The sequence below is a fragment of the Pseudomonas sp. GL-RE-26 genome (genome assembly GCF_019956275.1).
GTDB classification, from domain to species: domain Bacteria; phylum Pseudomonadota; class Gammaproteobacteria; order Pseudomonadales; family Pseudomonadaceae; genus Aquipseudomonas; species Aquipseudomonas grandcourensis.
Genome location: NZ_JAHBDI010000008.1, coordinates 80,808 through 94,807 on the forward strand (window position 1 = coordinate 80,808; position 14,000 = coordinate 94,807).

17 protein-coding genes are annotated in these 14,000 nt (G+C 57.4%); 12 read left to right on the forward strand and 5 right to left on the reverse strand.

The genetic code is table 11. The features are described from left to right. The first annotated feature begins 4 nt into the window (after positions 1–4). The 7 genes from KGB07_RS05960 to KGB07_RS05990 all read left to right on the forward strand — a co-directional run bounded on the left by KGB07_RS05960 (position 5) and on the right by KGB07_RS05990 (position 4,692). Positions 5–574, forward strand: a complete 570-nt coding sequence (locus KGB07_RS05960; protein WP_046043596.1) for an electron transport complex protein RnfA — start codon at positions 5–7, stop codon at positions 572–574. Continuing rightward, entirely contained in the window at positions 571–1,584 is a 1,014-nt protein-coding gene (gene rsxB / locus KGB07_RS05965; protein ID WP_046043597.1) for an electron transport complex subunit RsxB, read from the forward strand. Before KGB07_RS05960 ends, rsxB begins: the two co-directional genes overlap by 4 nt. Then, positions 1,571–2,557, forward strand: a complete 987-nt coding sequence (locus tag KGB07_RS05970) for an RnfABCDGE type electron transport complex subunit D (RefSeq protein ID WP_046043598.1) — start codon at positions 1,571–1,573, stop codon at positions 2,555–2,557. Before rsxB ends, KGB07_RS05970 begins: the two co-directional genes overlap by 14 nt. After that, on the forward strand, positions 2,554–3,165 hold the full coding sequence (locus tag KGB07_RS05975; protein ID WP_223464898.1) for an RnfABCDGE type electron transport complex subunit G: 612 nt from the start codon (positions 2,554–2,556) through the stop codon (positions 3,163–3,165). The genes KGB07_RS05970 and KGB07_RS05975 overlap by 4 nt, the downstream gene beginning before the upstream one ends. Further along, positions 3,158–3,742, forward strand: coding sequence for an Rnf-Nqr domain containing protein (locus KGB07_RS05980; protein WP_223464900.1), 585 nt, complete (start codon positions 3,158–3,160; stop codon positions 3,740–3,742). The genes KGB07_RS05975 and KGB07_RS05980 overlap by 8 nt, the downstream gene beginning before the upstream one ends. A 25-nt stretch (positions 3,743–3,767) precedes the next feature. After that, positions 3,768–4,406, forward strand: coding sequence for an endonuclease III (gene nth / locus KGB07_RS05985; protein ID WP_223464902.1), 639 nt, complete (start codon positions 3,768–3,770; stop codon positions 4,404–4,406). A gap of 106 nt (positions 4,407–4,512) precedes the next feature. Beyond that, complete coding sequence (locus KGB07_RS05990; RefSeq protein WP_007972325.1) at positions 4,513–4,692, forward strand: PA3496 family putative envelope integrity protein; 180 nt, start codon at positions 4,513–4,515, stop codon at positions 4,690–4,692. An 80-nt stretch (positions 4,693–4,772) separates the two neighbouring features. On the opposite strand, the gene KGB07_RS05995 is transcribed toward KGB07_RS05990, so the two are convergent. After that, entirely contained in the window at positions 4,773–5,399 is a 627-nt protein-coding gene (locus KGB07_RS05995) for a response regulator transcription factor (RefSeq protein ID WP_008053528.1), read from the reverse strand. A gap of 544 nt (positions 5,400–5,943) precedes the next feature. Here KGB07_RS05995 and KGB07_RS06000 point away from each other — a divergent pair. Next, positions 5,944–6,642 carry a hypothetical protein gene (locus KGB07_RS06000; protein ID WP_046043603.1) on the forward strand — a complete coding sequence of 233 codons (699 nt, stop codon included), beginning with the start codon at positions 5,944–5,946 and terminating at the stop codon, positions 6,640–6,642. A gap of 150 nt (positions 6,643–6,792) precedes the next feature. Here KGB07_RS06000 and KGB07_RS06005 read toward each other — a convergent pair whose 3' ends face one another. Next, the gene (locus KGB07_RS06005) at positions 6,793–8,010 is read right to left on the reverse strand and encodes an argininosuccinate synthase (RefSeq protein WP_046043604.1); all 1,218 of its coding nucleotides are present in this window, start codon (positions 8,008–8,010) and stop codon (positions 6,793–6,795) included. Between the two features lie 129 nt (positions 8,011–8,139). Further along, on the reverse strand, positions 8,140–9,045 hold the full coding sequence (locus KGB07_RS06010; protein WP_223464904.1) for a flagellar protein MotY: 906 nt from the start codon (positions 9,043–9,045) through the stop codon (positions 8,140–8,142). A 159-nt stretch (positions 9,046–9,204) separates the two neighbouring features. Here KGB07_RS06010 and pyrC point away from each other — a divergent pair, with 159 nt between their 5' ends. Beyond that, positions 9,205–10,251, forward strand: coding sequence for a dihydroorotase (pyrC, locus tag KGB07_RS06015; protein WP_223464906.1), 1,047 nt, complete (start codon positions 9,205–9,207; stop codon positions 10,249–10,251). Then, complete coding sequence (rnt, locus tag KGB07_RS06020) at positions 10,248–10,925, forward strand: ribonuclease T (protein ID WP_046043606.1); 678 nt, start codon at positions 10,248–10,250, stop codon at positions 10,923–10,925. Before pyrC ends, rnt begins: the two co-directional genes overlap by 4 nt. An 88-nt stretch (positions 10,926–11,013) precedes the next feature. Here the strand turns inward: rnt and KGB07_RS06025 are convergent, their stop codons facing one another. Beyond that, the gene (locus tag KGB07_RS06025) at positions 11,014–11,616 is read right to left on the reverse strand and encodes a peroxiredoxin (RefSeq protein WP_007985868.1); all 603 of its coding nucleotides are present in this window, start codon (positions 11,614–11,616) and stop codon (positions 11,014–11,016) included. Between the two features lie 311 nt (positions 11,617–11,927). Here KGB07_RS06025 and KGB07_RS06030 point away from each other — a divergent pair, with 311 nt between their 5' ends. Beyond that, a complete protein-coding gene (locus tag KGB07_RS06030) occupies positions 11,928–12,146 on the forward strand; it encodes a bacterioferritin-associated ferredoxin (protein ID WP_080925403.1) in 219 nt (72 codons plus the stop codon). A gap of 198 nt (positions 12,147–12,344) precedes the next feature. Continuing rightward, entirely contained in the window at positions 12,345–12,821 is a 477-nt protein-coding gene (bfr, locus tag KGB07_RS06035) for a bacterioferritin (RefSeq protein ID WP_008053519.1), read from the forward strand. 784 nt (positions 12,822–13,605) lie between these two features. On the opposite strand, the gene grxD is transcribed toward bfr, so the two are convergent. Then, complete coding sequence (grxD, locus tag KGB07_RS06040; protein WP_046042012.1) at positions 13,606–13,947, reverse strand: Grx4 family monothiol glutaredoxin; 342 nt, start codon at positions 13,945–13,947, stop codon at positions 13,606–13,608. Positions 13,948–14,000: the final 53 nt, after the last annotated feature.

Genomic DNA, 14,000 nt, shown 5'->3' on the forward strand with positions numbered 1-14,000 from the left:
AACAATGACCGAAATCCTGCTTACGCTAATCAGCGCCGCCCTGATCAACAACATCGTGTTGCACTTGCCGTTGGCCGTCGATCCGTTGTTGGCCGGCCAGCGCCGTCAGGTCCATGCCTTGGGTATTGCGACGACCTGCCTGATGCTGGTCGTGGGCATGCTCGGCTACGCGCTCTATCAATGGCTGCTGGTGCCGCTGCAATTGACGACGCTGCGTCTGTTTGTGTTTCTGCCATTGAGCGTGCTGCTGATCAGCCCGCTGCTGAAGTTGCTGACACGGGTGTTTGCGACACTGCCGTTCGAAGGCCTCTGGCCGTTGCTGCTGGGCAATGCCGGCGTGCTCGGCGTGGCCTTGCTCAATGCTCAGGAAGACAAGGGCTTCTTTCACGCCACAGCCTTGAGCCTCGGTGCAGGACTGGGCTTCTGGCTGGTGTTGAGCCTGTTCACTGATTTGCGTGAACGCACGACTGACAACGATGTTCCCCTGCCCTTTCGCGGCTTGCCGATCGACCTGATTGGTGCCGGCCTGATCGCAGTGGCCTTTCTCGGATTCAGCGGACTGATCAAAACATGAGTCTGATTCAACTCATCGACGCACTCTTGCCGCAAACCCAATGCGGCAAGTGCGGCCACCCCGGGTGCAAGCCGTACGCCGAAGGCATCGCCAATGGCGAGCCGATCAACAAGTGTCCGCCAGGCGGCAACGAAACCATTAATGCCCTGGCCGAACTGCTGAAGGTGCCGGTGCTGGAACTGGACATCACTCGCGGCTCGGCACCTGCGCAGATCGCCTATATCCGCGAGGCCGAGTGCATTGGTTGCACCAAGTGCATTCAGGCCTGTCCGGTCGATGCCATCGTCGGCGCGGCCAAACTGATGCACACGGTGATCATCGATGAGTGCACCGGTTGCGACCTCTGCGTGGCACCGTGCCCGGTGGACTGCATCGAAATGCGCCCACTGTTGCCGAACATGGTACTGCCCGTTGTCGGGGGGCTGGCCCTCACACCGCAGGCGCGGCAGGCCCGCACACTCAAGCGCGATCACGCACGGCGCCGCTTCGAACAACGCAATGCCCGCTTGCAGCGTGAAGAGCAACAGAAAGTTGCCGAGCGTCAGGCAAGGCAGCGAGCTGCGCAACCTGCCGAGGTGACAGCCGACCCGGTGCAGGCGGCCCTCGAACGCGTTCGCGCACAGAAAACCGCCAATGCCGATGCCGTGCTGAAAAAGGCCAAGATCGATGTGGCGATGAGTCGGGCGCAGTTGCACAAATCGCTGAAGGCCTTTGGGCATCCGCCGACCTTCGAACAGCAATCGCAGTTGATCGTCCTGCAACAACAGTTCGAAGCCGCCGAACAAAACCTGGCGCAACTGGAAAGCGTCGCCCCAACTGCCCCGGCGCCGACGGTCGTAGTTGTGTCGTCAAATGATGCCGATCTGAAACGAGCCAAGATCCAGTTGGCCATGCGCCGCGCCGAACTCAAGAAGGCTCAGGCCAACGAAGCACCGGCGGAACAAATCGAAGCCCTGGAGCGCGCACTCGGTGAAGCCGAACGCCTGGTGGACGCCCATGCCAGCCCTTGACTCAGTTGATGATCGCCTGCAACAGGCGATGAAACTGGTGCTGCTGGCCACGCTGCCGGGAATGCTGGCGGCGTTCTGGCTGTATGGCTGGGGCGTATTGATCAATCTGGTTCTGGCGGCCGCTGCCGCGTTGGCCGTCGAGGGCGCCGTCGTGCATTTGCGCAAGCGACCGCCGGGGCCAACCTTGAGTGACGGTAGCGCGCTGGTCAGTGCCACATTGCTGGCTCTGGCGCTGCCGCCTTACTGCCCATGGTGGCTGACCCTCAGTGCTGCCGCTTTTGCGATGGTGTTCGGCAAGCACTTGTATGGCGGCGTCGGTTCAAATCCCTTCAACCCGGCGATGCTCGGTTTTGCCCTGGTGCTGGTGACCTTTCCCCAACCAATGACCCTTTGGCCATCGCCCCATGGCATGGATCTGCTGAGCGGCCTGCAGCACGTGTTCGGCGTCGGCCACGCGCCGGATGCGTGGGTGCAGGCCACGGCACTGGACAGTCTGCGAATCAACAAAAGCCTGACCATGGATGAACTGTTTGCCGGCAACCCGGCATTCGGACACTTTGGCGGCCGGGGGGTGGAATGGCTGAACCTGGCCTTTGTGGCGGGCGGTGTGTTTCTCCTGCAACGAAAGGTGATCAGTTGGCATGCACCGGTCGGCATGCTGGCCAGCCTGTTCATCGTCAGCCTGCTGTGCTGGAACGGTTCGGGCTCCGACTCCCATGGCTCGCCGCTGTTTCATCTGCTTAGCGGCGCGACCATGCTGGGGGCGTTCTTTATCATTACAGAACCGGTGTCCGGCGCCAGAAGCCCTGGCGCGAAATTGCTGTTCGGTGTCGGCGTCGGGCTCCTGACCTATCTGATTCGTACTTGGGGCGGCTACCCGGACGGCATCGCCTTCGCCGTGCTGTTGATGAACCTGTGCGTGCCGGCGCTGGAGCGGTTCGTAGCGGCCAGGCAACAGCCGGAGGCGCCATGAACCGGATATCAAGCATCGCGCTTGTGGTGCTTTTGGCCACATTGGGCCTTGGCGTGACCTACTTCGTGCAACTCGGCAGCGCGCCACGCATTGCAGCCGAACAGCGCCTGATCGACAGCCGTAATCTGCTGGACCTGATCGCGCCGGACAGCTACGACAATCAGCCACTCGAACAGCCCATAAAGATTGAAGCAACCACGCTGACCAACAGCACCTTGCTGGGTGGTTATCTGGCGACCCGGGCCGATCAACCCGTCGCGGTGTTGCTGCGCAGCCAAACCCTTGGCTACGCCGGTGCCATCGACCTGTTGATCGCTGTCGACGCCAATGGCAGGTTACTGGGCGTCAAAACCCTCAAACAGTCGGAAACACCGGGACTGGGGGCACGGATCGCCGACTGGCCCAATGCCTGGCTCCAGGTTTTTTCCGGCAAGTCTCGAACTGAACCCGGTGACAGCGGCTGGGCGCTTAAAAAGGATCAGGGACAGTTCGATCAGATCGCAGGCGCAACCATCACCTCTAGAGCGGTAATCAATGCCGTCCACGATGCCTTGCGCTACTTCGATGAACACCGGCAACAACTGCTCGGAATCCCTGCCCATGGATAACTCATCGACTCTGCGCAACGCCTTGATGCTGACGCCGCTGATCGGCGCCACCCACTCGCTGATGGCCGCACTAGGCCTGTGCCTGATGTTCATGGTGGTGACCCAGTTGTTCAGCCTGGCCATGGGCGCCCTGCGATCCCGACTGGTCCCGACGACCCGCTTGCTAGCCAGCGTCCTGTTGGCGGCCACGCTCACCAGTTGCGCGCAACTCATGGCACAGGCCTGGTCGCTGCAATGGCAGCAGCATCTGGGGTTTTATGGCGCCTTGATCGCCTTGCAATGCGTCGTACTGGAACACAGCGGGTTCTTTCAGAACGGTTGGCGCCAACGCCTGCGACTCAATAGCCTGTTTGCCACGCTGATGATCGCGCTGGGCCTGCTGCGCGAGCTCATCGGCAACGGAACACTTGGAAACCATCTATCGTGGCTGTTCGGTGCAACACAAACTGACTGGCAAGGCTGGGTACTGGTGGCTGATGGCGGCCTGCGCCTGGCCACATTGGTCCCTGGCGGGTTCATCCTGCTCGGGCTGCTGATCGCCGCCTGGCAGGCCTGGCGCCCCACGCCCATACATTGATTGCCTTCAAGGAAACGCACTGCCCATGAATGCCACAAAACGCCTGGAAATCTTCCGCAGACTGCACGAGGACAACCCGGAACCAAAGACCGAGCTAGCCTACTCCTCGCCCTTCGAATTGCTAATTGCCGTGATTCTCTCGGCGCAGTCGACCGATGTCGGCGTCAACAAGGCCACTGCCAAGCTGTTCCCGGTCGCCAATACCCCGGCAGCGATCCATGCCCTGGGAGTCGAGGGACTGTCGGAGTACATCAAGACCATCGGCCTGTACAACAGCAAAGCGAAAAACGTGATCGAAACCTGCCGCTTGCTGGTCGAGCGTCACGCCGGTGAGGTGCCACAAACCCGCGAAGAGCTGGAAGCACTGCCCGGCGTCGGCCGCAAGACCGCCAATGTGGTACTCAATACGGCATTCCGTCAGCTGACTATGGCCGTCGACACGCATATTTTCAGGGTCAGCAACCGGACTGGCATTGCTCCCGGCAAGAATGTGGTGGAAGTCGAGAAAAAACTGATGAAATTCGTGCCCAAGGAGTACCTGCTCGACTCCCATCACTGGCTGATCCTTCACGGCCGCTATGTTTGCCTGGCCCGCAAGCCCCGATGCGGTAGCTGCCGGATCGAGGACTTGTGCGAATACAAGCACAAAACCTCCGACGATTGAGGCGCTATTAGGTTTATTGATTTGTCGATTGAAAAAATCTTTTTTACCCGCCGGGAGATTGTCGATATAAGGAGCGCCAAAGGCCTTCTTAGCCTGGAGCAACTAAATGAGTACTGGCAAAGAGCAATTGGACGTAGAAGACGATTTCACCACCGCCGAAACCGATGACGCTGAGCCGGTGGTTGAAGTAGCGAAAACTAATCTGAGCAAACGCCGCACCATCGACAACCTGCTGGAGGAGCGCCGACTGCAAAAGCAATTGGCCGATTACGATTTTGACTTATGACACCTGAAAGCCTCCCGAAACGGAGGCTTTTTTCTAAGTGCCATACCCTGGTAGGCGCCCCTTGTCGTGCAGTTACGTCATCACACCAGACCATTGCGTTGTGCCAGTTCGATCAGATCGACCAGAGACCGCGCATTCAGCTTGAGCAACAGGCGAGTCTTGTAAGTACTGACTGTTTTATTGCTGAGAAACATCCCATCGGCAATTTCTTTATTGGTCTTTCCTCGGGCCAACTGTTGCAGGACCATCATTTCCCGCCCCGACAACCGATCAACCATATCGGCCTCACTGGCATTCCCCAAACTGCAACGCACGGTATGCAAGGCTTGATTAGGAAAGTAACTGTAGCCTGACAACACGGCCTTTATTGCACTGAGCAACTCCGTGAGGTCTTGTTGTTTGCAGACATAGCCGGCTGCACCGGATTGCATGCAACGCATCGAAAAATGCCCCGGCGCCTGGGAAGTCAAAATCAGCACTTTCATCGGCATTGAGGTCGAAGACAAACGCGCGATAACTTCCAACCCGTCCAGCTTCGGAATTCCGATATCCAGAATGACAATGTCCGGCATAAGTTCACGGGCTAGTTGCAGTGCGTCCACACCGTTATCGGTTTCTGCAATAACTTCGTAGCCATGACGCTCCATTAGCATACGTACCGCAAGACGAATGACGGGGTGATCATCCACGATCAGCACTTTATTCATGGGCAAGTCCAATTTTCGCTGTTCGAATTTTTAGAGCCCGCACAATAGCCTAGTCGTTTCACCCATGGCATGTCGCCCCTCCCAGCCACCCACACCAAGAGACATACCCTACAAACAACACGGATTCCTCCTACAAAAATCCCTCGAACAGAATGAATTGAAAACTGTATCAGCGTCAGTCTGTCGCACTTTCCAGCCGGCACCCCTGTCGATTTACGACCAAAATTTTCCGAGAGCCAGCTTGATCTGTCGCACTCTGACAAGCATTAGCCTCTATCTCTCAGTTAAAACGTAACTGATATTTACGCATTCAACCCTCACACCAGAAATATCACACATCAAGCATCCAATTACTCTTACAGCAAATAATATTTTTTGAGCAATCATTAAAACACACCCCACACTCAAGAACCCCAAGAGCAATACAACAAACAAATTAAAACCTGTCAAAAACCAACAAACAATAAAAATCACTACAATAACCAGCACATCGGCCCAACCTCATAAACCACTCGAGAACAGACAACCCGCATGAGTACAGAATATGATAAAAAAACGAATCACCAACCCAATGACAATTATCGCAATATTCGCAGCACTCTCTGAAACTTCGGCAGCCGTATCTCTCCCCTTCCTTGATCAGGAGGAAAGAGAGCTCTACGTCTGGTTCCTGATCAGTTTTCCGTTCTATTTACTTTTACTTTTTTTCGCAACACTCAACTTCAACTATAAATCACTTTATGCGCCTTCCGATTTTGAAAAGGGAAAGCACTTCATGAAGGTCATGGATGATGTTGGGCGGTCGGAAAAAAAAGCGTCCGGGAAGTCGTCTGAAAACCCCGCTCTGAAAACGTCAACGAATGACTGGCAGTCAGCTCGCACGCCCTGTGGCGCACAGGACCCACCAACCGGGATTGGTCTGCAAACCACTGTCTCTGTTCAGCATTACCTTCAGCTGCCGGAGCCGGTAAAAGACGTGTACATCGTTGATGTACGCTGGATGAGCAAAGAGGTCGAGTTTGGAGCGCTGCTGGAGAAAATCCAGAGGCCACGGGAAAAGGCGGCATACGTGATTCTGTTTGTCACTTGTGCCGTTTCGGAGAAATTACTGAAAGCCAGTGCGCTTGAACATTCAAAGCAGGCCAACAAGCGCAGTGCTGCCGTTTATGTAGCCTACAATCTCGACTCGCACCGGTTGTCTGTCATTGATCAGGCCGGGCAACCGGCGAGCAACAACCTGTAGTACAGGTCAGGCCATTGAGCAGGAGAAAAACAGGAAATCATCAGCGGAAACGAAAACACCCGACAACGCAGTAACTGGCGTCACGCCCCGTTTTCAGGTACCTGACCTCGTCGAGGACGAGGTCAGGCATCCATCACGACTTCAAAGGTCTCAGAACAGCTTCCGGCCTTTGTTCGCCGCAATGCGCATGCGCAGGGCGTTGAGCTTGATGAAGCCCGCAGCATCCGCCTGGTTGTACGCGCCGCCATCTTCTTCGAAGGTAGCGATGTTGGCGTCGAACAGCGAGTCGTCGGACTTGCGGCCAGTGACGATCACATTGCCCTTGTACAGCTTCAGGCGCACAACGCCGTTCACGTTGACCTGGGACGCATCGATCATCTGTTGCAGCATCAGACGCTCAGGGCTCCACCAGTAGCCGGTGTAGATCAGGCTGGCGTACTTGGGCATCAACTCGTCCTTGAGGTGAGCCACTTCGCGGTCCAGGGTGATCGATTCGATCGCACGGTGGGCACGCAGCATGATGGTGCCGCCAGGAGTTTCGTAGCAGCCACGGGACTTCATGCCCACGTAGCGGTTCTCGACGATGTCGAGACGGCCGATACCGTGTTCGCCACCGATACGGTTCAGGGTCGCCAGCACGGTGGCCGGAGTCATTTCGACGCCGTCCAGCGCGACGATGTCGCCGTTGCGGTAGGTCAGTTCCAGGTACTGCGCCTTGTCTGGAGCGTTTTCCGGGGAAACGGTCCAGCGCCACATGTCTTCTTCGTGCTCGGTCCAGGTGTCTTCCAGCACGCCGCCTTCATAGGAGATGTGCAGCAGGTTGGCATCCATGGAGTACGGGGACTTCTTCTTGCCGTGGCGCTCGATCGGGATCGCGTGCTTATCGGCGTAATCCATCAGCTTTTCACGGGACAGCAGGTCCCATTCACGCCAAGGGGCAATCACTTTCACACCAGGCTTCAAGGCGTACGCGCCCAGTTCGAAACGAACCTGGTCGTTGCCTTTGCCGGTGGCGCCATGGGAAATGGCGTCAGCGCCGGTTTCGTTGGCGATTTCGATCAGGCGCTTGGCGATCAGCGGACGAGCGATGGAAGTACCCAGCAGGTACTCGCCTTCGTAAACGGTGTTGGCGCGGAACATCGGGAAAACGAAATCGCGCACGAACTCTTCGCGCAAGTCGTCGATGTAGATCTCTTTGACGCCCATGGCCTGAGCCTTGGCGCGTGCAGGTTCGACCTCTTCGCCCTGACCCAGGTCAGCGGTGAAGGTCACCACTTCACAGTTATAAGTATCCTGCAGCCACTTGAGGATCACCGAAGTGTCCAGGCCGCCGGAATACGCCAGAACGACCTTGTTTACGTCCGCCATGCCATCACTCCACGGGATTCTACGGAAAGCCGGGAAGTCTACCGCTCATGCAGAATAATTTACAGTGGCGCGACAGCTTATGACGACGAAGCGACAGATTATGTCGAGAGGGCGACGATGACCAAAGAGTCAGGAAGTTGCCGAAACGGCCGCTTTCGTTGCTTGCGGGGCGACTTGTTCCGCGGGCGCTCCGCGCTCCAGGCGTACCGCTACTCGACGGTTCTTCGCGCGGTTGGTGTTGTTGGTGTTAGGCGCCACCGGATAACGCTCGCCATGGAAACGCAGGGTGATTTGCGACTCCTGGATGCCGTTGGCCTTGAAGAACTCCATCACTGCCAGGGCTCGGCGCCGCGACAGGTCGCGGTTGGTCAGGCGGTTGCCGCTGTTGTCGGAGTGACCGTCGAGCTCGATGTGATTGACCGTCGGATCGGCCTTCATGTACTCCAGCATCACCTGCAGCTTGGCTTTTGCGGCGCTGTCGAGTTCGATTCCACCGCCGGGGAAGCCGATTTCGGATTGCTTCACCTGTTCGAAATTCTGTGGCAACAGCTTCGCCACGCAACCTTGGTAGTCGGCAAACGCTTTGGTGAACCTGACCGGCAACAAGCGTACTTCCGACACCCGCCCATCCCCCGAGGAATGTCGAACCACCGGGCTGCGACCGTCCATCAGGCCACTGATCAGACGCCCGGCCTGAACCTGTGAGCTGTTGAACAATACGTTGCCACTGCCGATTCTCACCGTGCCCAGATTGATGTCGTCACGTCCCGGTTGCCACGGCGCGGCAGCGGCCAGCAGCGTCGCCGAGCCACCGCCGATCATCGGGTTGTAGGCTTTCAGACGAAACGTCGCCTGCTCGCCGGCACGACGCACGAACTCGCCCGAACCGAAATCGGTGATCGGCTGAGTCAGGCGGCATTCGAACTTGTCGCCTTCGACCGTCCACTCAATGTTCTCCAGAGGTGTCTGGAAAGTGAGCGCCATCGCCGGAAGGCTGGCAAACACACTGAGCAAGGCTAAATAACGCTGGCGCACGGGAGGCTCCACTGGTTTCTACAACAAAAAGACCGACACACACATGTTTACGGCATACCTGTTGGATATCGGAAGCTTCCTGCAAAACTTGATAGCGAGTGCCTGCAAGAGTCTTTTCCGGTAGCATTCCCTTGAGTTTGACCCGCCTGGAATCCCCTCATGTCCGACCGCCTGACCCTGCTGCGTCCCGACGACTGGCATATTCATCTTCGCGATGGTGCCGTGTTGACCAATACCGTCGCGGATGTCGCGCGCACCTTTGGCCGCGCCATCATCATGCCCAACCTGGTTCCACCGGTGCGCAACGCGGCCGAAGCCGACGGCTATCGCCAGCGGATTCTCGCTGCCCGACCGGCCGGCAGCCTGTTCGAGCCACTGATGGTCCTGTACCTGACCGACCGCACCCAACCTGAAGAAATTCGCGAGGCCAAGGCCAGCGGATTCATTCACGCCGCCAAGCTGTACCCGGCCGGCGCGACTACCAACTCGGACTCTGGTGTTACCAGCATCGACAAGATTTTCCCTGCACTTGAGGCCATGGCCGAAGTCGGGATGCCGTTGCTGGTTCACGGTGAAGTCACCCGTGGGGATGTCGACGTGTTCGACCGCGAAAAAATCTTCATCGATGAACACATGCGCCGTGTGGTCGAGCGCTTCCCGACCCTCAAAGTGGTCTTCGAGCACATCACCACCGCGGACGCCGTGCAGTTCGTCAACTCGGCTTCGGCCAACGTGGGCGCGACCATCACCGCGCACCACCTGTTGTACAACCGCAACCACATGCTGGTGGGCGGGATCCGGCCGCACTTCTATTGCCTGCCGATCCTCAAGCGCAATACCCACCAGGAAGCCCTGCTCGACGCCGCCACCAGTGGCAGCGAGAAGTTCTTCCTCGGCACCGACTCGGCCCCCCACGCCCAGCTCGCCAAGGAAGCGGCGTGCGGTTGCGCCGGTTGCTACACCGCCTATGCGGCCATCGAGATGTATGCCGAAGCCTTCGAACAGCGCAATGCGCTGGACAAGCTCGAGGCCTTCGCCAGCCTCAACGGCCCTCGGTTCTATGGTCTGCCGGCCAACACCGATCGCATCACCCTGGTCCGCGAAGAGTGGACCGCCCCGACCAGCCTGCCATTTGGCGAGCTGACCGTTATCCCGCTGCGCGCCGGTGAAAAACTGCGCTGGCGCCTGCTGGAGGAACACGCGTGAGTGAAGACCATTTCGACGACGAACTGGAAGGCAATGGCGGCGGAGGCGGCCCTCGTCATCCAATGGCGGCCAGGTTCCGTGGTTACCTGCCGGTTGTCGTCGACGTAGAAACCGGTGGCTTCAATTCGGCCACCGATGCCCTGCTGGAGATCGCCGCGACCACCATCGCCATGGATGAAAAGGGTTTTGTTTACCCCGATCACACCTACTTCTTCCGTGTCGAGCCGTTCGAAGGCGCGAACATCGAAGCGGCGGCCCTGGAGTTCACCGGGATCAAGCTCGATCACCCGCTGCGCATGGCCGTGAGTGAAGAGTCTGCCCTGAACGATATCTTCCGCGGCGTGCGCAAGGCCCTCAAGGCCAATGGCTGCAAACGGGCGATCCTGGTCGGGCATAACAGCAGCTTCGACCTGGGCTTCCTCAATGCTGCTGTTGCGCGGCTGGACATGAAGCGCAATCCGTTCCATCCGTTCTCCAGTTTCGATACCGCAACGCTCGCCGGCCTCGCTTACGGTCAAACCGTACTGGCCAAGGCTTGCCAGGCAGCGGACATTGACTTCGACGGTCGCGAGGCTCACTCGGCTCGCTACGACACCGAGAAGACGGCAGAGCTGTTCTGCGGCATCGTCAATCGCTGGAAGCAGATGGGTGGCTGGGAAGATTTCGACGACTGAGTCGGCCTCGGTGTTATCCCGCCCATAAAAAAACCGGCCTTGATGGCCGGTTTTTTTGTACCTGCTTTTTATAGCTGGAGCGTGCGCCTTACAGAGCGGCTGCGTGCTCGGTCAGGTAAGCCGCAACGCCTTCTGGCGAAGCGTTCATGCCTTTGTCGCCTTTTTTCCAGTTGGCAGGGCAGACTTCGCCGTGCGCTTCGTGGAATTGCAGAGCGTCGACCAGACGGATCAGCTCTTCCATGTTACGGCCCAGCGGCAGGTCGTTGATGATCTGCGAGCGGACAACGCCTTTGTCGTCGATCAGGAACGCGCCACGGAAAGCCACGCCGTCAGCGGACTGAACGTCGTAGGCCTTCATGATGTCCTGCTTGATGTCGGCAGCCATGGTGTAGCGAACCTGGCCGATACCGCCATTGTTCACTGGAGTGTTGCGCCATGCGTTGTGGGTGAAGTGCGAGTCGATCGAAACAGCGATCACTTCAACGTTGCGTGCCTTGAACTCGGACATGCGGTTGTCCAGAGCGATCAACTCGGACGGGCAAACGAAGGTGAAGTCCAGTGGGTAGAAGAACACCAGGCCATATTTGCCTTTGATCGCCGAGGACAGGGTGAAGCTGTCAACGATCTCGCCATTGCCGAGTACGGCCGGTACGGTGAAGTCAGGGGCTTGCTTGCCTACGAGTACGCTCATTGGATATCTCCTGGTGTAATAGCGTGAGAAACGGGGTTCGCATCAGCCTGCCACCCTGAGGCGACAGCCCTGTGACACGATCCCCGGTCGCAAAAGACCGGCCATCATACACCGCGTGTTTGAGCTGGCTTAGCTGTTTTTTCCCCGTGCGATGAAATCCCCGACGGTTTTGTATCACCGATTTGCCAGACCGACCGTTCGTCAGCCATACCCGCTTATGGCAGAAAGTGCCCTGAAACCACTTTGACAATCATTCTCGTTAACATTAAGATCCATCGCAATTGAGTCACAATCAGCGACGGACCTTCCTTATGTATGTTTGCCTCTGCACTGGCGTCACCGACGGTCAAATCCGCGATGCGATCTATGAAGGATGCTGCAGCTACAAGGAAGTCCGTGTGGCTACCGGCGTTGCCAGTCAGTGCGGCAAATGTGCCTGCCTTGCCAAGGAAGTGGTCCGCGAGACTCTGACCAAACTGCAAACGGCCCAGGCTGCAATTCCTTTTCCAACAGAATTTACAGCAGCTTAAATATCGAATTTCAAAGAACCGGACATATGTCCGGTTTTTTTATGCCTCAAAATCAACTAGTTATGCTCTAGACGCGGAACACAAACATTCTTATTCCGATTAATTTTCATTTAAGTTTCAATAACTTAGGTTTGACACTCTTAAATACGCGGCTCAAACTCTGCTCTATTGACAGCTAATACAGGGCAGGACCCCATCATGAAAGGCGACGTTACAGTCATCCAGCATCTCAACAAGATCCTTGCCAATGAGCTGGTCGCGATCAATCAATATTTCCTGCATGCACGCATGTATGAAGATTGGGGCCTGAACAAGCTCGGCAAGCACGAGTACCACGAATCCATCGACGAGATGAAGCACGCGGACAAGCTGATCAAGCGCATCCTGTTCCTTGAAGGCCTGCCGAACGTCCAGGACCTGGGCAAGCTGCACATCGGCGAGCACACCAAGGAAATGCTGGAGTGCGACCTGCGTATCGAGAAAACCGGCCATGCAGACCTGAAAGTTGCCATCGCGCATTGCGAAACAGTTGGCGACTTCGGCAGCCGTGAGCTGCTTGAAGATATCCTCGAGTCCGAAGAAGAACATATCGACTGGCTGGAAACCCAGTTGGGCCTGATCGATAAAGTGGGCCTTGAGAACTACCTGCAATCGCAGATGGGCGAAGACGAGTAAGTTCTACGCCATTAATTTCGATGATCGAGTAGGAGGCGGGGTTGCCCCCGCCGTCCTCTCACACCACCGTACGTACGGTTCCGTATACGGCGGTTCCTGCCTACTGACAAACAACGTCAGCGAGCTTGGTTCCGTTGATGTGTCGCCTGCGGTATCTAAGCGCCCAGACCGGCCCTCGGAGCTTCCGGCTCCTACCTCCTAATGGTCTTGACCTCCGCTACGCGGAGTTTCTGCTTTACGCTCCAACAGAGATCACACCCGACTATCCACTCATGGCAGGTTCAGCCCTTCATTACTCCGGTTTCGAGCAACTACTACGGCCTCTGCTGACTTCTGTCGCCCATCCCGTCATCTCGCGACGCCGGTAGCACATGGCAGGCTAAACAGATCTCCCAGGGTAATTCGCGCGACCTTCCTGCTTATGCCTGTCGGATCTACGTCGCAGCGTTCCGTGCAAGTATCGGGCTTTGAAGATATTGGCCTTCTTACCCCGCTGCGCCGCCTCTATCCGCTTCCTGTTCGTCAGGCCAGCATTTTGCCTCGGGCTTCCTTCAGATTCGCAGTCACCCGCGACACCCTTGCCTCTGGCTAACACTTCCCCTTGCCGGGTGTGTAGAGGACTTTCACCTCCAAGTCACCAGCGTGGCCACCACAGCCAAGCTGGTTGCGCTTACGCGCAACGCGCCATGCCTGGCGCACCAATAAAAAGCCCCGCCCTCTTTCGAGTGGCGGGGCTTTTTGTTACCCGGGTTTCAGGTTTGGCCGAAACCCGGGCAGAAGCGAATCAGGCTTCGGTCTTTGGAGCAGCGGCCTTGGCGGCGGCGTCCTTGATCAGGCTCTGCAGCGAACCGTCAGCAGCCATTTCAGTCATGATGTCGCTACCGCCGACCAGCTCACCGCCGACCCACAGCTGCGGGAAGGTTGGCCAGTTGGCGTATTTTGGCAGGTTGGCGCGGATTTCCGGGTTCTGCAGGATGTCCACGTACGCAAACTTTTCGCCACACGCCATCACGGCCTGCGCGGCTTTCGCGGAGAAGCCGCACTGCGGGGCATTCGGCGAACCTTTCATGTAAAGCAGAATGGTGTTGTTGGCAATCTGCTCTTTAATCGTTTCGATGATATCCATGGAGCACCTCGGCTGAACTTTCCGACTCATGGGTCGGCACGGTGGCGCATTGT